At 63.4% G+C, this 25,234-nt stretch carries 20 protein-coding genes; 12 read left to right on the top strand and 8 right to left on the bottom strand.

Annotation, left to right across the window (positions count from 1 at the left end; all coding sequences use genetic code 11):
• Position 1: 1 nt before the first annotated feature.
• From AC6IZO_RS09030 to AC6IZO_RS09000, 7 genes are all read right to left on the bottom strand, one after another.
• Positions 2–1,096, bottom strand: coding sequence for an efflux RND transporter periplasmic adaptor subunit (locus AC6IZO_RS09030; RefSeq protein ID WP_497804461.1), 1,095 nt, complete (start codon positions 1,094–1,096; stop codon positions 2–4).
• Between the two features lie 4 nt (positions 1,097–1,100).
• Positions 1,101–2,477, bottom strand: coding sequence for a TolC family protein (locus AC6IZO_RS09025; RefSeq protein WP_497804460.1), 1,377 nt, complete (start codon positions 2,475–2,477; stop codon positions 1,101–1,103).
• Between the two features lie 145 nt (positions 2,478–2,622).
• Positions 2,623–3,132 (bottom strand): hypothetical protein, encoded by a 510-nt coding sequence (locus tag AC6IZO_RS09020; RefSeq protein WP_497804459.1) that lies wholly within the window; start codon positions 3,130–3,132, stop codon positions 2,623–2,625.
• Positions 3,133–3,527: 395 nt separating this feature from the next.
• On the bottom strand, positions 3,528–3,731 hold the full coding sequence (locus AC6IZO_RS09015; RefSeq protein ID WP_497804458.1) for a hypothetical protein: 204 nt from the start codon (positions 3,729–3,731) through the stop codon (positions 3,528–3,530).
• Positions 3,732–4,025: 294 nt separating this feature from the next.
• On the bottom strand, positions 4,026–6,257 hold the full coding sequence (locus AC6IZO_RS09010; protein ID WP_497804457.1) for a sigma-54-dependent Fis family transcriptional regulator: 2,232 nt from the start codon (positions 6,255–6,257) through the stop codon (positions 4,026–4,028).
• 173 nt (positions 6,258–6,430) lie between these two features.
• Positions 6,431–7,159 carry an iron-sulfur cluster repair di-iron protein gene (gene ric, locus AC6IZO_RS09005; protein ID WP_497804456.1) on the bottom strand — a complete coding sequence of 243 codons (729 nt, stop codon included), beginning with the start codon at positions 7,157–7,159 and terminating at the stop codon, positions 6,431–6,433.
• A 164-nt stretch (positions 7,160–7,323) separates the two neighbouring features.
• Positions 7,324–9,348 (bottom strand): glycoside hydrolase family 30 protein, encoded by a 2,025-nt coding sequence (locus tag AC6IZO_RS09000; RefSeq protein ID WP_497804455.1) that lies wholly within the window; start codon positions 9,346–9,348, stop codon positions 7,324–7,326.
• 337 nt (positions 9,349–9,685) lie between these two features.
• Here AC6IZO_RS09000 and AC6IZO_RS08995 point away from each other — a divergent pair, with 337 nt between their 5' ends.
• The 11 genes from AC6IZO_RS08995 to AC6IZO_RS08945 all read left to right on the top strand — a co-directional run bounded on the left by AC6IZO_RS08995 (position 9,686) and on the right by AC6IZO_RS08945 (position 22,431).
• The gene (locus AC6IZO_RS08995) at positions 9,686–10,438 is read left to right on the top strand and encodes a redox-sensing transcriptional repressor Rex (protein ID WP_497804454.1); all 753 of its coding nucleotides are present in this window, start codon (positions 9,686–9,688) and stop codon (positions 10,436–10,438) included.
• The gene (locus AC6IZO_RS08990; RefSeq protein WP_497804453.1) at positions 10,326–10,820 is read left to right on the top strand and encodes an NADH-quinone oxidoreductase subunit NuoE family protein; all 495 of its coding nucleotides are present in this window, start codon (positions 10,326–10,328) and stop codon (positions 10,818–10,820) included. Before AC6IZO_RS08995 ends, AC6IZO_RS08990 begins: the two co-directional genes overlap by 113 nt.
• Positions 10,817–12,682 carry an NADH-ubiquinone oxidoreductase-F iron-sulfur binding region domain-containing protein gene (locus tag AC6IZO_RS08985; protein ID WP_497804452.1) on the top strand — a complete coding sequence of 622 codons (1,866 nt, stop codon included), beginning with the start codon at positions 10,817–10,819 and terminating at the stop codon, positions 12,680–12,682. The genes AC6IZO_RS08990 and AC6IZO_RS08985 overlap by 4 nt, the downstream gene beginning before the upstream one ends.
• Entirely contained in the window at positions 12,683–14,701 is a 2,019-nt protein-coding gene (locus tag AC6IZO_RS08980; RefSeq protein WP_497804451.1) for an NADH-dependent [FeFe] hydrogenase, group A6, read from the top strand.
• Positions 14,702–14,712: 11 nt separating this feature from the next.
• Positions 14,713–16,119 (top strand): [FeFe] hydrogenase H-cluster radical SAM maturase HydG, encoded by a 1,407-nt coding sequence (hydG, locus tag AC6IZO_RS08975; protein WP_497804450.1) that lies wholly within the window; start codon positions 14,713–14,715, stop codon positions 16,117–16,119.
• Positions 16,116–17,378, top strand: a complete 1,263-nt coding sequence (gene hydF / locus AC6IZO_RS08970; protein ID WP_497804449.1) for a [FeFe] hydrogenase H-cluster maturation GTPase HydF — start codon at positions 16,116–16,118, stop codon at positions 17,376–17,378. Before hydG ends, hydF begins: the two co-directional genes overlap by 4 nt.
• Complete coding sequence (gene hydE, locus AC6IZO_RS08965; protein ID WP_497804448.1) at positions 17,359–18,408, top strand: [FeFe] hydrogenase H-cluster radical SAM maturase HydE; 1,050 nt, start codon at positions 17,359–17,361, stop codon at positions 18,406–18,408. The genes hydF and hydE overlap by 20 nt, the downstream gene beginning before the upstream one ends.
• Positions 18,409–18,430: 22 nt before the next feature.
• The gene (locus tag AC6IZO_RS08960) at positions 18,431–18,679 is read left to right on the top strand and encodes a (2Fe-2S) ferredoxin domain-containing protein (RefSeq protein WP_497804447.1); all 249 of its coding nucleotides are present in this window, start codon (positions 18,431–18,433) and stop codon (positions 18,677–18,679) included.
• A complete protein-coding gene (locus AC6IZO_RS08955) occupies positions 18,676–20,400 on the top strand; it encodes a [Fe-Fe] hydrogenase large subunit C-terminal domain-containing protein (RefSeq protein WP_497804446.1) in 1,725 nt (574 codons plus the stop codon). The genes AC6IZO_RS08960 and AC6IZO_RS08955 overlap by 4 nt, the downstream gene beginning before the upstream one ends.
• Positions 20,387–21,577 (top strand): SpoIIE family protein phosphatase, encoded by a 1,191-nt coding sequence (locus tag AC6IZO_RS08950; protein ID WP_497804445.1) that lies wholly within the window; start codon positions 20,387–20,389, stop codon positions 21,575–21,577. Before AC6IZO_RS08955 ends, AC6IZO_RS08950 begins: the two co-directional genes overlap by 14 nt.
• A gap of 131 nt (positions 21,578–21,708) precedes the next feature.
• Entirely contained in the window at positions 21,709–22,431 is a 723-nt protein-coding gene (locus AC6IZO_RS08945; protein ID WP_497804444.1) for a L,D-transpeptidase family protein, read from the top strand.
• 317 nt (positions 22,432–22,748) lie between these two features.
• On the opposite strand, the gene AC6IZO_RS08940 is transcribed toward AC6IZO_RS08945, so the two are convergent.
• On the bottom strand, positions 22,749–24,197 hold the full coding sequence (locus tag AC6IZO_RS08940; protein ID WP_497804443.1) for an APC family permease: 1,449 nt from the start codon (positions 24,195–24,197) through the stop codon (positions 22,749–22,751).
• Positions 24,198–24,304: 107 nt separating this feature from the next.
• Here AC6IZO_RS08940 and AC6IZO_RS08935 point away from each other — a divergent pair, with 107 nt between their 5' ends.
• Entirely contained in the window at positions 24,305–25,219 is a 915-nt protein-coding gene (locus AC6IZO_RS08935) for a PIG-L family deacetylase (RefSeq protein ID WP_497804442.1), read from the top strand.
• Positions 25,220–25,234: the final 15 nt, after the last annotated feature.

The following is a 25,234-nucleotide window of genomic DNA, read 5'->3' as shown; positions in this document are numbered from 1 at the left end:
GCTACCGCAGTACCTCCACGGCCTGGCCATCCTTCAACAGGTTCGCGCCGGAACTGATCACGGTTTCGCCCGCCGAGACTCCTTTGACGATCTCAATCTTTCCGCCCTGCACCGCGCCGACTTCCACCAGCGTCAGCCGGGCGACTGTACCGTTCGTGCCCGCCACCGGCTTGAAGACCGCATAGCCTCCGTTGGCCTGCGTAATCGCAGCCAGCGGCACCAGCGGAAGCGCCGCCGTCGGTTTTTGCGAGCCGAGTTGCACGAGGGCAATCATGCCTACGCGGAGCTGATGGCCGCGGTTCGGAATCGTCACTTCCACGTCGAAGTTGCGCGTCTTCTGGTCGGCTGCAGCGGCGATGCGGCTGATCTTGCCCTGGAAGCTACGGCCCGGCATGGCCTCGCTCGTCAGCGTGACCGGCATGCCCAGCTTCAGCGTCGCAACCGTGATGTCCGGCACGCCGAAAGTGAGCTTCACCACGTCGGTGGAGGCCACCACGTACACCGGCACGCCCGGTCCGACGAATGAACCGGTCTCGGCCATCTTCTTGATGACGAAGCCGGAGAGCGGTGCGCGCAGCGTGGTGTCATGCAGGGCGATTGCAGCTTCGCTCTTCTTGGCTTTGGCTCCGCGCAACTGCGCCTGCGTGGCGTCATACTGCGCGTGCGCGGCGTCGTAGTCGGGCTTGGTCAGGCTGTTTTTCTCCCACAGGCGGTTGGCGCGGTCCACATCGAGCCGGGCCTTTTCGGCGGCGGCCGAGGCGGTGTCCTCCTGCGAAGCCGCCTGCTTCACCTTGTCTTCGTACTCGCTGCTGCGCAGGCGCGCCAGCACGGTTCCCTTGGAGACGAAATCGCCTTCATCGAACTCCGCGCCGCTGGCCGAGCGGCCCAGCGCGCTGATGTAGCCCGGAATGTTGAACGCCGTCACCACTTGCGTATCCGGCATCACCACGGAGGAGAAGCGCAGCGCGTCGTCGTTGTGTTGCGCCAATTCCGCCTTCTCCGTCTGCACACCCTGCGGAGGCTGCACCATCGGCTTGCTGGTGTGGCACGCGCTCAACCCAAGCGCCATCGTTACGCACAAAATCGTCTTTCGCATCGTCTTACTCGTCTCCCATGGCTTTGCGCAGCTCGGCCAGTGCGCTCCAGTAACCGGAGAGCGCCTGCTGGTACTGGTACTGGGCGTCGGCGTTCTGCGCCTCGGCCTGCAGCACGTCCTTCAACAGCGCCGCATGTTCCTGAAATTGATTGGAGGTGACGCGCAGTTTTTCCGCAGCCGCTTCACGCTCGCCGCGCGCTGCCTTCAGTAGCAGGCTCGCCTCCTGCCATTTGCGGAAGCGCATGCCGACCTCGACGGCAATCAGCGACTCGGTCTCGCCGAGACCGTTGCGCGCCTGTTCCACGGTTTTTGCCTTTTCGCTTACCTTGTCATGGCGGCGTCCCCAGTCGAACGGCTCCCACGTCAGCAGGAAGCCGGCGGCTGCGATATTGGTCGGTACCACTTCCACGTTGTTGATGCCGAGGTAATGCAGGGAAACGCTGAGGTCGGGAATGTACTCGGCCTTGGCAATTTTGCGGTCGGTCTCCGCCAGTTGTACCTTCAACTTCGCCTCGCGAACCTCCGGACGGGCGTCGAGCGCGCGCTGCCGTGCGGCCTCCAGCGTCAGGTCGCTCTCATCCAGTTCCGGCATGGCATCCACGCGGAAGCCCGTGGTGATCTCGCGCCCCAGGAGCTGGTTCAGGTGCTCGTGCTGCGTGGCCAAGCCATTCTCAGCCACCTTTTCCTGATATTGCTGACGGGCCAGGCGGGCTTCCACCTGCAACACGTCACCGTGCAACACAGTGTGCTGCGCCTCATTCTCATGGGCGAAACGAGTCGCTTCTTCCAGGGTCTTCACCGCGTCGCGCGCGGCTTCCAGCGCCGACTGCGTGGCCACCGTCTCGTAATACGCGGTGCGCACCTGCGCCGCTACCTTCTGCTTCTGCTCGCGCACCTGCTCCTGCGTCAACTGCTTGTTCAACTGCTCGGCGCGGATGCCAAGATGAATTTTGTATTGCTGAGAGAGCGGCTGGTCGATACCGGCCAGCGCGTAGGTGGACCACTGCTGCGGCGTGTGCACCTTGGCGGTGGTACTCGGAATGGGGCCAAGGCCGGGATAGGTGCCGAAGACGCCGGCAGGGAAGGTGAAGTCGAAGGAGTGCAGCAACTCGCCGCTCATGGCGCCCACCTGAAACTGAGGCAGACGGCGGCTGCGCATGGTGTCCAGCCGGAAGCCGGCCTTGTCCACTTCGAGCAGAGAGTTCTTGACCAGGCGGTTGTGCACCAGCGCTTCGTGTACCGCGTCATCCACGGTCAGCAGCGGTGCTGCTTCCGCCGTGGCCGAAGCCTGGGATGCATTTTGCGCCACGGCCAGTACCGAGCAGGCTGCCAGCACTCCGGCAACCGTGGCGCGCAGAAAATTTCCAACGAATCTGTTCATTCCGTACGTGCTTCCTGACAAAGCTTTTAAGTCAGCGAAATTGTAGTCGCCGAAACGGGGTTGCGCGAGCCTCTTGGCGCACGCCGCGGCGCGCATTTGCTTCATCGGAACCCCCTGCCCGGGCCGGACCTCGAATATTGATACTTTACTTCTGGGCCAGAGCGGCTTCTGCGTCCACCTGCTGCACCCACCGTACCACCCGGCAATACGCGTTGGAGACGCGGTCGCGCGGAACGTCGAGCAGGCGCGCACAGGCCGCCGTCGGGTTCTGGTGGATGCCGCGCAGCACCAGAACGGCGCGCGCCATGGCATCCAGCTCCGCATGAACCACGGCCAGCGGCACCTGGCGCAGCATCTCAATCTGCTGCGGGGTCAGCGGATCATGGTAGCTGTGCTGGCAGGGTTCAGAAACGTAGTGGGTGGAGGAACTGGTAATGGTGTCGTGGGCTTCCTGAATGGCAGCGCGGGCGGTTGCCTCACGCGCCCAGCGTACAAGCCAGTCGCGGAAGACGGAATTAGCCTCGTCCGCCAGCTCACTGGCGTTGACCACCGCCCGTTGAGCCGATTCGTCGGAGGCGGTGATGAGCAGCGCAATCCAGTGCAACTGGTTGTACCACTGTTGAAAGACGGCGTGCTTGTCGTCACTGGAAGCCACGGCCGGCCGGTGGGTAGTCTGTTCCTGTTCGCTCGTCCTGTGGAGCCACCGCATCGAATGTTGGTCCGATCCTGAACTTGCCTTACACTCCGCAAACGCCGCGCCGGCCGGGGGATTGCATTTGTTTTCAGCTACGGTCGCGACGTTTACGGAGCTGAGGAGCGCGAATTCGCAAGCCAACGCACCCGGCTCCTCAAACCTCATTGCTTCCTGGGCAGGCGCGGCATTCACTGCTTGCCGGTGAATACCGCGCCCAGGGGGGAAAGTGCGTTCGGCGTCTGAAGGGCAGGTTCATCGCCAAAAAGGGCGGCGCGCACTCTCCATTGACCTCCCAGCTTGCCGCCCAACCTTGTTCAATCCGTGCAGCGCAATCCAGGGAGTTCAACCCGTACAACTCAACTCATGATCGATCCGGTGGCTTGGGGCGTCGCCAAGCACTGCGGCAGCTTCAGCCGCGAGCACAGCGCCAGGGCGTAAAACCCGTTGGCGCGGAAGCGCGCGCCGCGATCACTCAACCACATCAGCGTCGCTTCTCCTGCCGAATCCACATACGTCAGCTCCGACAGGTCCACCTCAAGGCTCCAGCCTTCGCGCAACATTCGCAGACAGCTCCGGGCATCCTCCACGTACTCTGATACCAGCCTTCCGTGAACCCTCATCTGCAGCGTTGTGCCTTTTTGCGAACATTCAATCCGCAGCATGGCGGCTCAGCCTCTCGATCTAACGCATGAGAGAAGAGCACGCCGCGTGCCAAATAAAAATCTATGCAACTTGTTGATTCTATGCAGTGCCCAATTTTGGGCATCAGTCATATGCCCATAAATGGGCATATTTAAAACGCAGGAACGCTTATTTGGCGCCCTAATATGGGCAGGAAGGCGGAGCCGCAAAAGCTACTGAAGCATCTCGCGGGTGATGCCCAACTTACGCATTTTGTTTTGCAGGGTGGTGCGTTTGAGCGCCAAGCGCTCGGCGGCGCCTCCGGGGCCGGCAACGCGGCCACCGGCAGCGCGGAGTGCCTCCACAATTGCCTGCCGTTCGGCCTCGGCGAAGGTGGAGCCGGATGCAGTGGCAGGTGCCGCAGCAGTTGGAGAGTTTAGTGGCGTAGATGGACGTGGCGGCGGCTGCGGTTGCGCCGCACGCGAGCAGAATACGGGGCCAGGCTCAGCCACCATGACGGGGCGGCGTCTTTGCTCTGTCCTGGACGGTTCGGGAGTGGAAGCTGCCACCATGACGCCGAGTTTGAGTTCCTGCAACGGCACGTGCAGCTCGGAGCCCTGCGTCAGGATCACGCAGCGCTCAATAAAGTTTTCGAGTTCGCGCACGTTGCCTGGCCAGGGGGCCTCGATCAGGGCCTGCATGTCGTCCCGGGCAATGGTCTGCACGTTCTTCTGCATGCGCCGCGCCAGCCGCGAGACAAAATACTGCACCAGCATCGGAATGTCCTCGCGGCGCTCGCGCAGCGGAGGAATCTCGATGGGGAAGACGTTGAGGCGGTAGAACAGGTCCTCGCGGAACTGGTTGGCCTGGATCATCGCCGACAAGTCACGGTGCGTGGCCGCAATCAGCCGCACATCGACGTGGATGGTGTTGGAGCTGCCGAGCCGCTCAAACTCCTGTTCCTGTAGCGCGCGCAACAGCTTCGGTTGCAATTCGAGTGAGATATCGCCGATTTCGTCGAGGAACAGCGTGCCGCGGTCGGCGATTTCAAAGCGTCCGCGCTTCTGCATGAGCGCGCCGGTGAAAGCGCCTTTTTCGTGTCCAAACAGTTCGCTTTCCACCAGGCCGGAAGGAATGGCGGCGCAGTTCAGGCGGACGAAGGTGCGGTCCTTGCGCGGGCTCAGGTTGTGGATGGCGCGCGCGATCAACTCTTTGCCGGTGCCGGTTTCGCCGTGCAGCAAGACAGTGGAGCTGGTTGGCGCAACGATGGCGACGCGCTCCAGCACCTGTCGCAGTGCCGCGCTTTTGCCCACAATGTCGCCGAAGTTGTATTCCGACTGGATTTCCGACTCGAGGTAAAGCCGTTCCTGCTCCACGCGCTCGTGCGAGGCGCTGAGTTGTCCGTAGGCGAGCGCGTTGTCAATGGCGAGTGAAACCTGCGTGGCCACCTGTGAGAGCAGGTCGAGGTCGTTCGGAGAAAAGTAGTTTGCACGGCGGCTGCCCAGCGAGAAGATGCCGAGCGGGCCGTTGGAGGTTGACAGCGGCACCACGGCCAGCGTTTCAATGCCTTCCTGCGCAAGCCTCCACTGCACCGCTGGGGGAAGTTCCTTCATGTCCTCCCGCGAGAGCACTTCCATGCGCCGCGCGCGGAGGTCCTCAATGTCCGTCGAGGTCAACTCCGATGAGGGGATGTTGAGCAGGTCGCCCTTGCTGTCAGGAAAGTCCATGGCCGCGCATTCCATGATGCGGCGTTCTTTGTTGAGCAGCCAAAGGCCCACGAAGTCATTGGCAAAGTATCGGCGCAGGCTGACGCTGGCAGCGCTGAACAGATCGTTGATCTGGAGGTGCTGCACCAGGTGGTTGTTGATCTCCAGAAGCAGGCGAAGGCGGTCGCGTTCTTCCGCAAGCTGCTGCTGATAGTGGCTGAGGGCATCGCTCGCCAGCGCTCCCTCCAGCGCGACAGCCACGTGCGAGGACACGGAGACCATCAACTCCATATCTTCAGGGGAGAGCTTGAAGACCTTGGAACTGCCGCCGGTGAGCGCACCGAGCTGACCGCGTGGCGTGAACAGCGGAAAAATGTATCCGCTGCGCAGCCCGCTTTTGACAATGCGCGAGGAGAGCACAGGGTAGCGGTCGCACTCGGCATCGATATCGGGGATATACACCGGGCGCTGCTCGGCAATGGCCCGTCCCACGGAGGTGCCTTCGATGGGAGATTCGATGCCAAGCGGCAGCGCGGGGACTTTGTCTTCCCGTTCCAGCGCAGCCACGCGCACGTTCTTGCCGTCTTCGGTGAGCAGCAGCAGGCTGAGTGCTTCGAACGGAAGCACGTCAAAGAGAAAGGTACGCAAGCTCTCCAGCAGCGTTTGCAGGCCGGTCTGGCTGGCAATGGCGTTGGCCACGCCAAGCAGCGCGCGATATCGGCCGATTTGCTGTTTGCGATCCGGTTCCGGGCCCGCCATGACCACTAAGCTAGCACTCCGGGCAGCGGCCTGTCAGGCAAAAGGGGAGAGAGGACCTAGTTTCAAGTTTCAGGCTTCAAGTTTCGGGCAGGAGTTTGAGGCCCACGCGCGGGCAGAAAAACGCCCGCCTTCGCTGGGGGGCAAAGACGGGCATAGTGGTTGCTAAGGGAACTCTAGCGGCCAGCCATGGCCAGGGTTCGGGGGAACAGAATGTTGTTCTCAAGGTGGATGTGCCGGTGCAGGTCGGCTTCAAAGGCCGCCAGTCCTTCGAACAGGGCGCGCGTGCTCATGCAGGCGTCAGCCGGAACGGCGTAGCCGCCGGTGAGCGCGTGCAGCTGGCGCAGGGCCTCTCCGGCGCTGTCGTGCTCATGCACCATCATGTTGATGGGGTTGGCCACTGACGGGAAGCAAGCCGAAGGCGGTGCCGCCTCGTGCTGCAGGGAGGACTCCTCCAACCGTTCAATGTAGGGGAACAGCACCTGCTCTTCCTTCAACAGGTGGATGTGCAACTCCTCGGCCAACTGGCGGAAGATGTCCAGCACGTCGCCGTATTCCGCATGGCGCTCTCCGTGCTTGGCGGCAACCTTTTCCGCCAGCGCCAGCAGGCGCGGAGACTCGCTGCGCACGAAGATGTGATGGGTGTGCATGATGTGTGCCACCAGGTCGGTGAGCGGTGCGGTCTGCCAGTCCGTACTGAGTGCGGTGCGCGCCGTCTGCAAGGCGGACGCATGGCGAATGCGCTCCAGCACCTGTTCGGGCGCAAGGCCTCGACGGCGGCAGGCCTCGTCAAACGGCAACTGCCCGCCGCAGCAGTAGTCAATGCCCAGCGCTTCCAGCACGGCGGGCGCTGCGGTGGTCTTCAATGCCACCTCCCGAACGGTTCTCTCTGCCTGTGTGTTCATGTCGCCTCCTCACTATGCTGCGATTGTGCGGCAGCCTTGCGAGGCGGGCGATGACCAAAGTCACGCGGAGTAGTTGAAAGAATCCTTTTTCTTGGCCGTGCGGGAGGGAGGCACATTCCCCGCCTCTACCGTGCAGGCGGAGGCGGGGAACGCATGTAAAAGAGTTACTTCACCAGCACTTGCAGCGAGACCGTCACAGCCGCTCCGCTGGAGGGTGTGGCCGTCACGTTGGCATAGAAGGTGCCGGTCTTGGTCGTCGTGACAGGCGTGGAGGTGGTGGAGCCGGAACCGCCGCCGCAGGAGGCGCAGGCCAGCATTAGCAGCGCAAGCACGGAAAAGATCATTACGCGGCGTCTGCGGCACGGCGCAAGCAGTAGTGCGCCAAAGGCAAGCCCTGCGAGTGAGGCAAGGCCGAAGCGTGCGTGCCGTGCGGAGGCGCAGGTGGTTCCGTTGGCTGAAGCTGGTGGGCGTAGCGCCGAGGTAGTCCTGGTGCTGGTGACGGTGACGGTCGCGCTCTGCGTGGCGCTGTCCGTAAAGGTGAGGCTGGTGGGCGCGACGGCGCAGGAGACGCCACTGACCAAGTTGCCCGAGCCATCCACCACCGTGCAGCCGAAGCTGACCGTCGGCGTGCCGCTCACGGGCGTGACCGCGAGCGCTACCGTGCCGCTCGCGCCGGCGCTAACGGTCAGGCCGGTGGCGGCCGGTGTGAGACTGACGGCAGGCGTTGTTGTGGGCGTCCACACCAGCGTCATCAGCGCCCCAGCCTTGATGGTGGTGGTGGCGAACTGGTTGTCGAACTTCACATTGAAGCTGAGATCCGCCGACGCGCTGTTGGCGACGTAGACGACGATGGAACCGTCGGGGTTGCGGAAGGCCACATCGTAAAGACCGGCGCTGGTGTTCTGCGTGGAGTCAATGCGGTAGGCGCCCGGCTGCACGAACTTGCTGGCGTGCCCGAGCACGTAGTAGTCGAGTTCGGGCGTGACCGTGGATGCGCCGCCGGAGCCGGTCTTGTCCCAGGTGACCTTGACCACGCCGCGGCAGTTGGAGCAGCCGTGCTGGCCGTCACTGGTGGTGGCATAGGGGCCGCGGTCCTGGTCCTGCGCCATGCTCCACAGCACGTAGGCTCGCGCCCAGTTGCGCATGGACTGAATCAGCTCGGTGCCTTCGGTGATGAGGACGTTGCCGCTCTGCCAGTCACCGCCGCTGGCTTCGGTCACCCAGGCGGAGAGCTGCGGCGCCTTGTCATGAATGGTGGTCATCGCCGAAGGGTCTCCGGCGTAGTGGTGCCAGGCCACGCCGGCGGAGTTGGCCAGCGTCGAAGCGTCGGCAATCTCCGCGGCGGAGTAGCTGGTGTTGTCCCAGTTGTGGTCCCACAGCATGACCTTGGTGGAGAGTCCGGCGTTCTTGAAGGCCGGAGCAACGTAGCCGTTCAGCAGGCTCATCTGCTCGCTTGGCTGCATCATCAGGCCGGTGTATCCGCTGGGGCAGTAGAGCGGCTCATTCTGCAGGCTGACGTAGTCGACGGGCACGCCATCGTCGGAGTACGCCTGCACGAACTTGACGAAGTAATTCGCCAGCGGCTGGTAGGCGGAGGAATTCAGCGTGGAGTTTGAGCCGTTGACCGAGCAGACGAGCGAGCCGGTGGACTTCATCCAGCCCGGCGGGCTCCACGGCGTGGCCATGATCTTCAGCTTGGGATTGATGCTCAGCGCCTGCTGCAGGACGGGCAGAATGTAGGCCTCATCGTGCGCAATGGAGAAGTTCGCCAGCGACGCGTCGGTCTGGCCGGTGGGCATGTCGTCGTAGGAATAGAAATTCAGCGAGAGGTCGCTGGCACCCATGGGCTGACGGAGGAAGCCGAGCGCGATGCCGTTGCTGCGGTCAAACAACTGCTGCATGAGCTGGGCGCGCTGCGCTGTGGTCAGCTTGTTGTAGACCAGCCAGGCCGCTGAATCAGTAAACGACGCGCCAAAGCCCTCCACCTGCTGGTAGGTCTTTGCCTCGGTAAGCGTGATGGTTTGCGAGCCGGTGCCCGTGCTGGCGAATGAGACCGAAGATTGCGGCGTGAGCGCCTGCGAGAGGCTCGAAGTCGTCTGGTAAACGGAGACGGTCTGCGCCGAAGCCGGGGCGGCCCAAGCGCACAGAATGAGAGATAAGAAGATTGAGAATGCCGAGGGGGTGCGCATAGCGGCACCTTTGTACACCATCTAAACCGTTTTAGATAAGGAAAAATACGACGGCCGGGCAGGATGGCTGCGGACGCGCGAGGCAATTTCTCTCTGGCGCGTAAGCACAACAAAATGCGATATTTGTCATGATTACCCGTTATGACACCGGACACTCTGGCTTGTGATGGAAATCACCGCCAAAGCAAGGGCTATGGCTCTTAATAGATAAAGCATTATCGATTATTTTCTGTGGAATTCTTGCGGGATGCAGTGGGGCAGTCCGCAGTTGGGAACCGATCCGGGGCCGAACGTATTGGGGTATTGAGATTCAAGAAGAAGAGAGGCGGATGAACTGATGACCACGCTGATTCCAGAACCGACATTGCGGCGGCTGCCGAAGTATTACCACTTTCTGGTGGAGCTGCGCGAGCAGGGCGTAGGTTCGGTTTCCTGCACGCGAATCGGGGAGTCGCTGGGATTGCTGCCGGTGCAGGTTCGCAAGGACCTGCAATACACCGGCATTGTCGGACGTCCAAAGGTCGGTTACGAGTTGCAGGAGCTGCTGGAGACCATTGAGCACTTCCTTGGCTGGGACAACGTGAACGAGGCGTTCCTGGTGGGGGCGGGGCACCTTGGCTCGGCGCTGCTTGGCTACCAGAAGTTCGAGCAGTTTGGCATGACCATCGTGGCGGCATTCGACGCGGATCCATCGAAGGTCGGCACGCAGATTCATGAGAAGCATGTTTTACCGCTAGAGAAGCTTCCCTCGCTGGCCCAGCGGATGGGCATCCATATCGGCATTATTACCACCCCGGCCGAGTACGCGCAGTCGGTGGCCGAAATGCTGGTTGCAGGCGGCGTGCGCGCCATCTGGAACTTTGCACCGGTCACGCTGAAGGTGCCGGCGGGAATCATTGTGCAGAACGAAGACCTGTATAACTCGCTGGCGGCACTGAGCTGCAAGCTGAGAACCCAGCAATTATCAAGGCGGATTCATGGGAACCATAGCGACGAGCGCCCAGAAGTTCGAGAGAGTGTGTGCGATCCTGGCGGAGAACCAGAGGAAGCCTGCACGGTTGGTCCCGATCCTGCAGGCCATACAAGATGAGTACCGGTATCTGCCAGAAGAAGTTCTAACCTTTGTAGCGACCTCGTTGGGCGTCCCCCCGGCGCGGGTCTTTGGCGTGGCCACGTTCTACGCGCACTTTGCGCTGGAGCCGAAAGGCAAGTACGTGGTGCGCCTGTGCGATGGCACGGCCTGCCACGTCAAGCAATCCCAACCCATTCTGGAAGCCGTGCGCACCCGCCTCGGCGTGACCGAACAACGCAAAACAACCATGGACCAGATGTTCACGGTGGAGACCGTGGCGTGCCTTGGCGCGTGCGGACTGGCACCGGTGGTGGTCATCAACGAGGATGTGCACGGGCAGATGACGCCGGAGGCGGCGGTGGCGCTGATCGATGAGATCACGCAGAAGGAGGCGCAATGACCGTACAATTTGCGCCCCAGGCCAGCAAGCAGCGGCGCGTGATCATCTGCGCCGGAACCGGCTGCATGGCCAACGGCTCGCTGAAGGTCTACCACGAGTTTGACGAGCGCATGAAGGCCGCCGGGCTGAACGTGACGCTCGAGCTACGCACCGAGGAGCACGACGACGAAATCCGCGTGAGCAAGAGCGGGTGCCAGGGCTTCTGCCAGATGGGGCCGCTGGTGACCGTGATGCCCGAGGACATCCTCTACTGCAAGGTGAAGCCCGCCGATGTGGAGGAGATTGTTACGCGTACCCTGATCGGCGGCGAGGCCGTCGACCGCCTGCTCTATATCGACCCGGCGACGAAAAAGCACTGCATCGGGCCGCAGAACAATCCGTTCTACCTGCAACAGCAGCGCTTTGTGCTGCGCGAGTGCGGCTTTATCGATCCGGAAGACATCCACGAGTACATGCTGCACGGGGGCTACCAGGCGGCGCGCAAGGCGTGCGTGGCGATGTTGCCGGAGGAAGTCTGCAAGACGGTGTTGGACAGCGGCCTGCGCGGCCGCGGCGGCGGCGGCTTTCCCACGGGACGCAAGTGGGAGGCGGCGCGCGTGCAGCCCGGGCCGAAGAAGTACGTCATCTGCAACGGCGATGAGGGCGACCCTGGGGCGTTTATGAACCGCAGCGTGATGGAAGGCAATCCGCACTCGGTTGTCGAGGGGCTGATGATTGCCGCGCGCGCCATCGGAGCCGATGAGATGTACGTCTACGTGCGTGCCGAGTATCCGCTGGCGGTGAAGCGCATGCGCAAGGCGGTGGCCGACGCCGAGCACGAAGGCATTCTCGGCGACAACGTCTTTGGCAGCGGCTTGAAGATGCGCTGCGAGGTGATGGAAGGCGCAGGCGCATTCGTCTGCGGCGAAGAGACTTCGATGATCGCCTCCATCGAGGGCAAGCGGGGCATGCCCATGCCGAAGCCTCCGTTCCCGGCGCAGAAGGGGCTGTGGGGCAAGCCGACGGTGATCAACAACGTTGAGACGCTGGCGCACGTGGTGCGCATCCTCAACGAAGGGCCGGAGGTCTTCCGCTCCATCGGCACCAAGACTTCGCCGGGCACCAAGACCTTTGCGTTGACTGGGCACGTGGCCAACACCGGGCTGGTGGAGGTGCCGTTCGGCACCACGCTCGCCGAGGTCGTGCTCAAAGTCGGCGGCGGCGTTACGAACGACAAGGGCAAGATCGACAAGGCTGGCTTCAAGGCCGTGCAGATCGGCGGGCCTTCGGGCGGATGCCTGACGCAGCAGCATCTGGACCTGCCGCTCGATTACGACTCGCTGAAGTCGGTGGGCGCCATGGTCGGCTCGGGTGGGCTGGTGGTGATGAACCAGCGCACCTGCATGGTCAGCGTGGCGCGCTTCTTCATGGAATTCACGCAGCGCGAAAGCTGCGGCAAGTGCGTGCTGTGCCGCGAGGGCACGCGGCAGTTGCTGGCACTGCTCGACGATGTGATTGAAGGCCGCGCCGACGAGAACACGCTGGTGCTGCTGGAATCGCTGGGCAAGGCCGTGCAGACCGGCTCGCTGTGCGGGCTGGGAAAGACGGCGCCGAATCCGGTGCTCTCGACGATGCGCTACTTCCGCGAGGAGTACGAGGACCACGTCCTGCGCAAAGTGTGCAAGACGGGGCGCTGCAAGGCGCTGCTTCGCCCGGAGATCAACCAGGAAAAGTGCAAGGGCTGCGGGCTGTGCATCAAGGACTGCCCGGTCGGAGCCATTACGGGGGAGAAGAAGCAGGCGCACCACATCAACCCCGAGTTGTGCATCAAGTGCGGTACATGCGCGCAGGTGTGCAACCTGGCGGCCGTGGAGGGGGTGTAAATGAAACCGAACGTGCAACCCCTGCTGACGATTGATGGGCGCGACGTCGCAATCGAGGGCGAGCGCAACCTGCTGGAGCTGATTCGCAAGGCCGACATCGACCTGCCGACCTTCTGCTATCACTCCGAATTGAGCATCTACGGCGCGTGCCGGCTGTGCCTGGTGGACGTGGAAGGCCGCGGCATCATGGCCGCCTGCTCCACGCCGCCGGAAGCGGGCATGAAGCTGCGCACGCAGACTGAGCAGATTCGCGAGATCCGCAAGATCAGCGTGGAACTGCTGCTGGCGAACCACGACCAGAGCTGTCCGACGTGCGCGCGTAGCGCCAACTGCCAGTTGCAGAATCTGGCGCGGCAGTTGGGCATCGAGAAGGTGCGCTTCAAGCCGGTGCAGAAGCGGAAGCCGATCGACGTCAGCTCGCCGTCGCTGGTGCGTGACCCGAACAAGTGCGTGCTTTGTGGTGACTGTGTGCGCATGTGCTCGGAGATACAGGGCATCGGCGCCATTGACTTTGCCTACCGCGGACACGAGGTGGCAGTACTGCCCGCGATGGGCAAGGACCTCGCCGACGTTTCCTGCGTGAATTGCGGGCAGTGCGCCACGGTGTGCCCGACGGGCGCGTTGACCGTCAAGAGCGAGATGGAACTGGTATGGAAGGCCATTGCCGATAAGGACAAGACGGTGGTGGCGCAGATCGCTCCGGCGGTGCGCGTGGGACTGGGCGAAGCCATGGGGCTGAAGCCGGGTGAGATCGTGACCGGGCAGCTTGTGGCGGCGCTGCGGCGGCTCGGCTTCGACCAGGTCTATGACACGTCGTTTGCCGCCGACCTGACGGTGACGGAAGAGGCGACGGAGTTCCTGCAGCGCAAGGCCGCGGGCCAACACCTGCCGCAGTTCACCTCGTGCTGCCCGGGCTGGGTCAAATACGCCGAGCAGTTCTTCCCGGAGATTCTGCCGAACCTTTCGACCTGCAAAAGCCCGCAGCAGATGTTCGGCGCGTTGCTGAAGGAAGTTCTGCCGGAGCAGTTGAAGACCACGCGCGAGAACGTCGTGGTGGTTTCCATCATGCCGTGCACGGCCAAGAAGTTTGAGGCGCGGCGCGAGGAATTCCGGCAGGACGGCGTGCAGGAAGTGGACTACGTGCTGACGACGCAGGAGCTGGCGCGCATGATTCAATCGCGCGGTGTGCGCTTCGACCGTCTGGAGCCGGAGTCGTTCGACATGCCGTTCGGTTTCTACACGGGCGCGGGCGTCATTTTTGGAGCCAGCGGCGGCGTCACCGAAGCGGTGCTGCGCTTTGCCGCTGAAAAAGTCACGGGCGAAAAACTGCGCAACGTGGACTTCCACGCTGTGCGTGGCGAGAGTGGCTTGCGCGAGGCGACGGTGCCGGTGGGCGGTGCGGAGTTGAAGCTGGCCGTGGTGCATGGGCTGCGCAATGCGCGCGTGGTGGCCGAGCAGGTTCGCGACGGCAAGTCGAACTATGACCTGATTGAGGTGATGGCCTGCCCGGGCGGTTGTGTGGGCGGCGCGGGGCAGCCGGTGAGCACGAGCCGCGAGGTTCGCGCGCGCCGCAGCCAGGGCCTGTACAAGGCCGACCGCGAGGCTCCGCTGCACAAATCGCAGGAGAACCCCTACATTGCGGAGACCTATGCGCGGTGCCTGGGCGAGGTGGGCGGCGAGAAGGCGCACCATCTGCTGCACACGCACTACGTCAACCGGCGACGCATGGACGAGGAGCCGTTCCCGATTCTGCAGGCGCCGGAAGGCAAGCTGAAGGTGGGCGTCTGCGTGGGGACAAACTGTTACGTGAAAGGCTCGCAACAGATTCTGCAACGTCTGTTGCAGCATGTGGAAGAGCACTCGCTCTCGCATCTGGTGGATATCCGCGCGATGTTCTGCACGGAGAATTGTGAGCACGGCCCGACGGTGACGATTGGCGAGACGCGCATGACGCACTGCACCGCCGAGCAGGCGTTGGCGGCGGTGGAAGAGCAGTTGCAGCCGGCGACGGCCGACTGAGGAGCACGACGTTGAAGCAGTGGACGGAAAAGGCCGATTGGTTGAATGAGCAGGCGATCTGGAGCTGTCTGGAGCGCAAGGACGCCGTGGAACCGGCGCGCGTTCGAGCAATTCTCGAGAAGGCAAAGGCGCTCGCCGGGCTTACGTTCGAGGACGTGGCGGAACTGATCGCCGTCACGGACCCGGAACTGCGCGAGGAGATGTTTGCCACGGCTCGTGCGGTGAAGGAGGAGATCTACGGCTCGCGGCTGGTGATGTTCGCGCCGCTGTATATCACCAACCGCTGCGTGAACGAGTGCGAATACTGCGCCTTCCGCGCGGCGAACAAGGAAGTAACGCGCCGCACGCTCACGCAGCAGGAGATTGCCGCCGAGATCAAGGTGCTGGTGGAGCAGGGGCACAAGCGCGTGCTGCTGGTGGCGGGCGAGTGCTACCCGGATGGCAAGGGGCTCGACTACGTTGAAGACGCGATTGGCACCATTTACGCCACGCGTAGCGGCAACGGAGAAGTGCGCCGCGTGAACATCAACATTGCGCCGCTTTCCATTGACGACTTCCGCCGCATGAAGGCCGCCGGGATCGGTACGTATCAGTGCTTCCAGGAGACGTACCACCGCGACACCTACGCCCGTGTCCACAAGAAAGGGCCGAAGCGTGACTTTGACTGGCGCGCCACAGTGATGGACCGCGCCATGATGGCCGGCATCGACGACGTGGGCGTGGGGCCGTTGTTCGGATTGTTCGACTGGCGCTTTGAACTGCTGGCGCTGTTGCAGCACATACACCACCTGGAGCAGCGCTTTGGCGTAGGTCCGCACACCATCAGCATGCCGAGGCTGGAGCCTGCGGTGGGCTCGGAGTTCGCGGGGCATCCGCCGTATGCGGTGAGCGACGAGGACTTCCTGAAGCTGGTGGCGATTTTGCGGCTGACGGTGCCGTACACGGGCATGATCATGTCCACGCGCGAGTCTCCGGCGATGCGGCACAAGTGCTTCCAGATCGGCATTTCGCAGACCTCGGCGGGCAGCCGCACCGACCCCGGCGGCTACGAGCAGTCTCAGGGGGATTTTCAGACGGCGCAGTTCGCGGTGGGCGATACCCGCACGCTCGACGCGGTGGTGCGCGAGATTGCGGAGATGGGCTTTACGCCCTCGTTCTGCACGGCGTGCTATCGCAAGGGGCGCACGGGCGCCGACTTCATGGACCTGGCCAAGCCGGGCGCCATCAAGTACCACTGCGAGCCGAACGCGCTTTCAACCTTTACGGAGTATTTGCAGGATTATGCCTGCCCGCAGACAAAGCGGGAGGGCGAGCAGCACATCGTGCGTCAGATTGAGGCCATGGACGCGCGGCAGAAACGGATCGCCACACCCATGATCGAGCGGGTGCGGGCGGGAGAAAGGGACGTTTTCCTATGAGCGAGCAGACACGCGGAGCGAGCAAGGGATTTCGTGTTCACATCGGCATCTTCGGGCGCAGGAACGTGGGCAAGTCGAGTTTGCTGAACGCCATCACGCGGCAGCAGGTCTCGATTGTGAGCGACGTGGCCGGCACCACCACGGACCCGGTGGAGAAGCCGATGGAGTTGCAGCCGATCGGGCCGGTGCTGTTTGTGGATACGGCAGGCATTGACGACCTGGGTGCGCTCGGCGGACTGCGCGTGAAGAAGACGCAGCAGATTCTCTCGCGCACGGATATCGGCGTCATCGTCAGCGACGGAAAGTGGACGCAGTTTGAAGACAGCCTTGTTGAGGAGCTGCGCGCGCGCGGCATTCCGCCGGTGGTGGTCTTCAATAAGCGCGACGTGGCGCAGGCCGACGAGTGCGCCATGCTCGAGCTGGTGGAGAACGGCGTCTCCGTGGTGACCACGATAGCCACGGCGGGCGAAGGCATCACCGAGCTGCGGCAGGCGCTGGTGGCGGTGGCTCCGCGCGAGGCCGTGGAAGACCCTGTGATTTTGCGCGACCTGGTGGGCGCGGGCGAGACCTGCCTGCTGGTGATGCCGATCGACCGCGAGGCGCCGAAGGGCCGCATCAAGATGCTGCAGGTGCAGTGCCTGCGCGACCTTCTGGACGGCGACGCCATTGGCGTGGCGGTGAAAGAGACGCAGCTGAAGCAGGCGATTGAGAGCCAGCGCACGGCTCCAAAGCTGGTGGTGACCGACGCGGCAGTGTGGAAGCAGGTGGAAGCGACAACGCCGCCGGAGATTCCGCTGACGAGCTTCTCGGTGCTGTTCTCGCGGCTGCGGGGCGACCTGTGCGAGCAGGCGGCGGGCGCGGCGGCGCTGCGCGGTCTCAAGCCGGGCGACGAAGTGCTGATCGCCGAAAGCTGCACGCACCATCCGGTGGAGGACGATATCGGGCGGGTGAAGATTCCGCGCTGGTTGAACGAGTTTGTGGGCGGCCCGGTGCGAATCACCACCGTGCAGGGACCGGATTTCCCCGAAGACGTGAGCCGCTACAAGCTGGTGGTGCACTGCGGCGGCTGCATGATGAATCGCCGCCAGATGCTGAGCCGCATTGCGCGCTGCAAGGCGCAGGGCGTGCCCATCACCAATTACGGCGTGCTGATTGCGGCCGTGAACGGCAGCCTGCGCCGCGCGCTGGAGCCGTTCCCCCAGGCGCGCGAGGCGTACGAGAAGAAGTTGGAGCAGTTGCATGAAGCCGTTCACGCATGACGAACTGGTGACGTGGCTGCGGGAGCGCGATGAAGCGCGCCTGCAGCCGCTGTTCGCCCGCGCCGACGCGGTGCGCAAGGCGCACGTAGGCGAGGGCGTGCACCTGCGCGGACTCATCGAAATCAGCAGCCATTGCGGCCGGCTGTGCGGCTACTGCGGCCTGCGCGCGCTGCGGCACATTGCTCGCTACCGCATGACGCGTGATGAAATTCTGTACTGCGCGCACAAGGCGATGAAGCTCGGCTTCGGAACCGTGGTGCTGCAGTCGGGCGAAGACTTTGAACTGAAGGCCGAGTGGATAGCCGAATTGGTGCAGACCATCAAGCGCGAGACCCGGCTGGCCGTCACGCTGAGCCTGGGCGAGCGATTGAATGACGAACTGCAACTGTGGCGAGAGGCTGGAGCCGACCGCTATCTGCTGCGCTTTGAAACCAGCGATCCGGAGCTCTACAAGCGCATACATCCCTCGCTGCCGCGCCGCGTGAGTGACCGCGTGGCGCAGTTGCGAGCCATGCGCGCGATGGGCTACGAGATCGGCAGCGGCGTGATGGTGGGCATTCCAGGGCAGACCTACGACATCCTTGCGCGCGACATGGAACTGTTCCGCGAGCTGGATCTCGATATGGTCGGCATTGGGCCGTTTCTCGCGCATCCGGAGACGCCACTGGGCGCGCCAGACGTGCCAAACGCCGGGGACGAGCAGACCGAGAGCAGCGAGCAGATGGTGCTGAAGATGGTGGCGCTGACGCGGCTGATGTGTCCGGAGGCGAACCTGCCGAGCACAACAGCGTTGGCGACGGTGAACCCGTTACAGGGTCGCGAACACGGCCTGCAAAGCGGGGCCAACGTCATCATGCCGAACCTGACGCCGCAGCCCTATCGGCAGATGTACGAGATTTATCCGGGCAAGGCGTGCGTGGATGAGGATGTGGAGCAGTGCGCGCGGTGCGTGCGCGCGCGCATACAAAGCGTGGGCCGCGAGGTTGCGGACGGCCCGGGCGGACGGCAGCGAGGTGTGTTGACCGCATGAAAGGGCAGCAATGAGCAGCGCGATGCAGATTACGATTTGCCTTGGCAGCAGTTGTTTTGCGCGCGGCAACGGCGACAACCTGCGCGCCATCCAGGAGTATGTTAGGAAGAACGGCCTGAACGCGGAGGTGCGGATGAGCGGCGTGCTGTGCCGCGAAAAATGCACCGTGGGGCCGAGCATTGTGATTGACGGCGTGGAGCACACACAGGTGCAGCCGGGCGCCGCCGTCGCGCTGCTGGAAGTTGCGTTGAAGGAGAAACAGCCGGCATGACGAAGTCAGTCGCGCCCATTTACACGGAGAAGAGCGAGTGCCAGGACTGCTACAAGTGCCTGCGCGAGTGTCCCGTGAAGGCCATCAAGGTGCAGGGCGGCTGCGCTATGGTGATGCCGGAGTATTGCATCTACTGCGGCCATTGCGTGCAGGTGTGCCCCAGCGGCGCCAAGCGCGTGCGCAATGACGTGGCAGCCGCGCGCCAGTTGCTGGCGGAAAAGAAGAAGGTGCTGTGCTCGCTGGCTCCGTCGTTCGTCAGCGAGTTTCCCGATATCAAACCGCAGCAGATGATTGCCGCGCTGCGGCGGCTGGGCTTCTGGGGCGTGAGTGAAACCGCGCTCGGAGCACAGCAGGTTTCATTGCACGTGCGGCTGGAGATGGAGAAGGAGCACAAGCAGGTGTTCTTCTCCTCGGCCTGCCCCACGGTCGTCGACTTCGTGCACAAGTATTACCCGGAGCAGACGGAGAAGGTCATCGCACTGTTTTCGCCGGTGCTGGCGCATTGCAAAATGCTGCGCAAGGAGTACGGCGACGAGATCGGCATCCTCTTCGTGGGGCCGTGCATCGCCAAGAAGGGCGAGTCAGACCGGCATCCGGAACTGCTGGACGTGGTGCTGACCTTTGAAGAACTGGGCCAGTGGCTGCAGGAAGAGCAGATCAATCCGGCGGAGCTGATGCCGGACGTGCATGCCCACTTTGTTCCGGAAGAAGCCCGCGAAGGCGCGCTGTATCCGATTGAGGGCGGCATGTCGGCGGCGGTGCAGGCCAACTCGCCGACCGATGCGCGCTTCATGTCCTTCAGCGGATTGACGAGCATCCGGCGTGCGCTCAGCGAAGTCAGTGAGTGGAGTCCGGAGCAGGGCATCTTTGTCGAGATGCTGGCGTGCCACGGCGGCTGCATCAACGGGCCCAAGGCGCACCGCAACAGCGGCACCGTGCGCAAGCGCTACGAGATCATCCGCTACGCCAAGCCGCCGGTCTTCGGCGAGGACAGCCAGGTGGTTTCCATCGGGAACGACCAGGGGCGGGCGACACCGGTGCGTCCGCAATTCAGCGAAGCTGAGATCCGCGAAGCCCTGCGGCTGGTGGGCAAGCGCACGCTGGCCGACGAGAAAAACTGCGGCGGATGCGGCTACGACCGCTGCCGCGAGTTTGCGCGCGCGCTGCTGGAGCACAAGGCCGAGCGCACCATGTGCGCCACCTACATGCGCCAACTGGCGCAGAAGAAGGCCAACGCGCTGATGATGAAAATGCCGTCGGCGGCCGTGATGGTGAACGAGCAGATGCGCATTCTGGAGTGCAACCAGAAGTTCCGCGCGATGTTCGCCACCGAACTGGACCAGGCGCGCGCCAGCGAAATTGCTGAGGACGTACTGCTGGCTGACATTGTTCCGTTCTACGGCCTGTTCCAGCGCGTGCTGGAAACGGGCGAGGACCTGATCGACCGCGACGTGCGCTTCCGCGACACTATTCTGCACTTCAGCATCTTTGTGATTGAGCCGAACGCGGTGGTGGGCGCCATTCTGCAGGACATCACGCAGTCGACGATGCAGAAGGAGCAGATCATCGCGCGTGCCGAGCAGGTCATTCAGAAGAATCTGAAGACAGTGCAGCAGATCGCGTTTCTGCTGGGCGAAAACGCGGCCGAATCGGAGACGACGCTGAACTCGATCGTCGAGTCATTCTCATTGCAGGAGCCGGAGGACGATGTCCGGAAGTGAGAGGGGCTTTATCGAGGTTGGCACCTGCATGGTGGCCAAGCACGGTCAGAACATTGCGGGCGACATCTTCCTGACGCAGAAATTGACGCATGAAGACCGCACGCTCTGCGTGCTCAGCGACGGGCTGGGCTCGGGCGTGAAGGCCAACGTGCTGGCCACGCTGACGGCCACGATGGCGCTGCGCTACACCTCGTCCGGCTGCATGGACCTGATGCGCGCGGCCGAGACCATCATGGACACGCTGCCGATCTGCTCAGTGCGCAAGATCAGCTATTCAACATTCACAATCGTCGATATTGATACGCGCGGGAAAACCAGCATCATCGAACACGGCAACCCGGCGTTCGTGATGCTGCGCCCGAAGGGCGAGGTGCAGATCGAGTGTTCCACGCACCGTCCGCAGCGCTGGCAGGACCGCGTGGTGACACATTCGGTATTCCGCGCCGCGCTGGGCGACCGCATCGTGTTTTTCAGTGATGGCGTGAGCCAGGCCGGCACCGGCGAGGCGGCCACGCCGCTCGGCTGGGGGCGCGACAGCGTGGAGGAGTTCGCGCAGGAGTGCGTGAAGCGCCGTCCCAAGGCCAGTGCCAGCGATCTGGCGAAGGAGATTGTGGACCACGCGCTGCAGATGGATCGCGGCTGGGCCAAGGACGACATCAGTTGCGTGGTCATCTACTTCCGCACGCCGCGCAAGATGCTGGTGGTGACCGGGCCGCCATTCGCGCGTGAAAGCGACATGGAGCTGGCACAGATGGTGATGCGCTTTGACGGGCGCAAGGCCATCTGCGGCGGAACAACGGCGAGCATCGTGGGCCGGCTGCTGGACGTGGATGTGGAGATGGAACTGAACCAGCCCATCGACCCGCAAATTCCTCCGGCGGCGAAGATGAGCGGCGTGGACCTGGTGACGGAAGGCACGCTCACGCTCGGGGAAGTCGCGCGCATTCTGGAGTCGGAGACACCACTGGACAAGGTGCGCCCCAACGCCGCGCGGCGGCTGGTCTACATGCTGATGGACAGCGACGTGGTCGAGTTTCTGGTGGGCACGCGCATCAATCAGGCGCATCAGGACCCGAATATTCCGGTGGAATTGGAACTGCGGCGCAACATCGTCAAGCGCATTGCCGACCAGCTGGAGCGGCGCTACTTCAAGCAGACGCACATCCGTTACCTGTAAGTTTCAAGTGCAAAGTTTCGAGTTCCCAGCGGTGAGAGCTGCGTCGAAATCTGGTGCAGTCGCACGCGTCTGCGATTTCCGTTTGGCCGTCGAGCGGGCGGCGTGCGAGACTGAGGAGCGAAGGAGAGGCAATGAGACGATGGTTGCCGCTGGCGCTGCTGGCGCTGAGTGCGATGGCGATGGCGCAGGTCCCGAAGGATTCCCTGCAGATGATTGTGGTGACGAGCGCGAACTGGGACGCGCAGAACGGCAGTGCGCAGCGCTATGAACGCCAGAAGCCGGGCGGCAAGTGGAAGCCCATGGGCGTGAGTTTTTCGGTTTCGCTGGGCAAGAGCGGCTTGGGCTGGGGACGCGGCCTGCATGACGCCACGGGGCTGGCTGGGCCGGAGAAGAAGGAAGGCGACGGCAAGGCCCCGGCGGGAGTTTTCTACCTGACCACCACCTTCGGCTACGCCGCGCAGCAGCAGACAAGCATGCCGTACGTGCAGGCCACAACGCAGCTCGAGTGCGTGGACGACCCGAAGAGCATGCACTACAACCAGCTTGTGTGGGCTCCGGAGACGCAGAAGGACTGGACGAGTTCGGAGATCATGCGCCGCGATGACGACCTCTACCGCAACGGCGTATTTGTGGCGCACAACACTTCGCCGGTGCAGCCGGGCGCGGGGTCGTGCATCTTCCTGCATCTCTGGAAGAAGATGGGCGAGCCGACGATTGGCTGCACGGCAATGGATGCGCTCGATCTCGACGTGATCATCAGCTGGCTGAACCCGGACAAGCGGCCCGTGCTGGTGCAGATGCCGTCGAGCACCTACTACCTTCAGGCGAAGAAGTGGGAGCTGCCGAAGAAGTAGGCGTCGGAAGATTGCAGTAAGCTTCTCGGTCCCTCAACTTGGGCTGCGACGCGCGCAACTAACGCGCGCGGAAAGACTCTCGCAGCCCGCGTCGAGGGACGTTCCTTTTTTGCGGGAGAATTCTGTTCGCCGGGCTGAAGCCCGGTGCTACCCGGTTCGGCTCGAGGTACGAGCTGAACTGCACGAATGCCTGGAAGCGGTTGCATAAATTTCGACCTGACTTTCGCGAAGCTTTCCCCAGGGGCTAAAGCCGTGCCCTTTCAAGTCTGATTTATGAAACCGTCCCTAAAGTTCTGCTGGGAGGATTGCGCTTTGCGTTAGTGCGAGGACTTCGGCGCGAAAGGCCATTCGCGCCGGATGGCGGAGCGCACAAGGTAGAGCGCGATGCCCGCGAGCGCGAACAGCAGCCCGCGTTCCAGCAGCGCGGCCTTGTCGAACAGCACCAGCACAAAGCCCGCCACGGTAATGATGACCGGCAGCGGGTAGAGCCACATGCGGAACGGGCGCGGCTGCTCCGGGTGCAGTTGCCGCCACACCACGGCGCCGATGGCTTGCACAAGAAAGAGCATGAGAATGCGCAGGACAACCAGGGCCTTCACCAGGTCGCCGATCTGGAAGATGCAGCAGAGGCACGCCACACCGCCAAGGAACAGCACCGAGTAGCGCGGGAAGCCGCCTGTTGGGTGCACGCGCTCGAAAATGGAGAAGAAGTTGCCGTCGCGCGCGGCGGCAAACGGAATGCGCGAGTACCCGGCCAGCAGGGCGAAGACCGAGGCAAAGGCCGTCCACATGATGAGCGCCGCAATGAGCTTGCCGGCCCACGGGCCGTAGACGAGTGCGGCGGCGTCCGGGAAGATGTGGTTGGCCTGCGTGTGCTGCGCGGCGGCGTGGAACGCCTCGTGCGGGATGAGGCCTACCATGCTGACGTTCATGGCGATATAAAGCGTGCCCACGGCGGTGATGGAGATGAGCAGCGTGCGCGGAATGGTGCGCGCCGGATCGACCACCTCTTCGCCGAGGAAGCAGATGTTGTAGTAGCCCCAGTAGTCGTAAAGCGCGATGAGCAGTCCGGCCGAAAGTCCGGAGACGAAGCCGTGCGCGGGCCGCGCCCATCCTGCGGGGAAGGCCTGTGCGGCGTTGAAGTGCGTGGCGCCCATCCAGATGGCGAACAGCAGCGTGCCAATGGCGCCGACCCACATGGTTTTGGAGATGCGCGCGATGCCGGAGATGCGCCGGTAGATGAGGAACGTGGCCAGCGCCGCAATGGCCATGGCCATCAGCGTGGCGCCGGAGATCTCAATACGCAGCGCGCTCTGCCCGAGCAGGTTGAAGCTGAGGTCGTGCGAGTAGAAAACGTGGTTCAGCCCCGGCCACAGGAAGACCGCGTTTCCGGCGAAGCCGACGCAGCCGGTGGCGGCCGAGATAGGCGCGCTGAAGATCAGCTGGAAGACAAAGAGAAACGAGAGCAGGCGTCCCCAGCGCTCCGGGCCGTAGATGGTTTTGACGTACTCGTAGGTGCCGCCGGCGCGCGGCATGGCCGCCCCGAGTTCGGCCCAGATGAGGCCGTCGGCGAAGGCCATGAAGGCCCCTGCCAGCCAACCGAAGACGGCCTGCGAGCCGCCCATGGCGGCCACCATGTTGGGCAGCGTGGTGAATGGTCCGGTGCCCACCATGTCCACCATGGTGATGGCGACGGCGGGGAACAGCGTGAGTCCGCGGACCAGTTGCGGATGCGCGGAGGCCGGCTTCTCGACAACTTGGCCCATGGGCTGAGGGTAGAGAGGAACGCGCGCGAGGTCAAGGCGGGTATGATGGGGAAGTTTCGAGTTTCCGGTTTCAAGTTTCGAGCAATGGCGCGTCCGAGGTGAGGATCATGCAGAAATTGTGGCGTGGAATGCTGGTGGTGATGTGCTTGACCCTGCTGTGCGCGGGCGCGTGGGCGCAGAGCGCGTCGCAGGAGGCAAAAGCTCCGGAGGCGAAGCCCCGTGTGCTGATCGTGGTGGCGCATCCGGACGATGAGAGCTGCTTTGCCGCCACCGTCTACCAGATCACGCACAACCTCGGCGGCACGGTGGAGCAGATGGTCATCACCAACGGAGAGGGCGGCTACCGCTACTCGCTGCTGGCGGAGCCGTATTACGGCGTCAAGCTGACGGACGAAGCCACCGGTCGCGCCGCGCTGCCGGAGATCCGCAAGCGCGAGTTGCTGGCCGCGGGAAAGATCATGGGAGTCTCGCAGCACTACTTCCTCGACGAGCCGGACAAGCGCTACACGCAGGATGTGGATGAGGTGCTCAAAGACCACTGGCACCCGGGCGTGGCGCTGGCGGCCGTGGAGCGTCGGCTGGCCGAGGGGCACTATGACTTTGTCTTCGGGCTGTTTCCAACACCGGACACGCACGGTGCGCACAAGGCGGCAACGCTGACCGCGCTGGATGCGGTTGGCCGGATGCAGGGTGCGCACCCGGTCGTGCTTGGTTGCCAGGACAGCGCGAGCAAGGACACCAAGCCGCTCGACTGGACCGGCTACAAGAGCGCGGCGCACCCGTTCACGGTCGGTACCGCGCACTACACGGTGGACCGCACGCAGAAGTTCGGCTTCCGGCAGGGGCTCGACTACACCATCATCGTCAACTGGGTGGTGGCCGAGCACAAATCGCAGGGAGCCTTCCAGATGGGCGTGGGCCACTACGACCGCGAGGACTTTACCGTGCTGAACCCGGCAGCGGACGGCGAGGCGCGTGCTGGCGGGCTGTTCAAGGCACTGGCGGAGAAGACGCTCAAGTAGTTTTCAGCAAGCCGC

This window comes from Oryzophilus luti (assembly GCF_059726245.1).
This window is presented reverse-complemented; position numbering and strand designations above follow the sequence as displayed.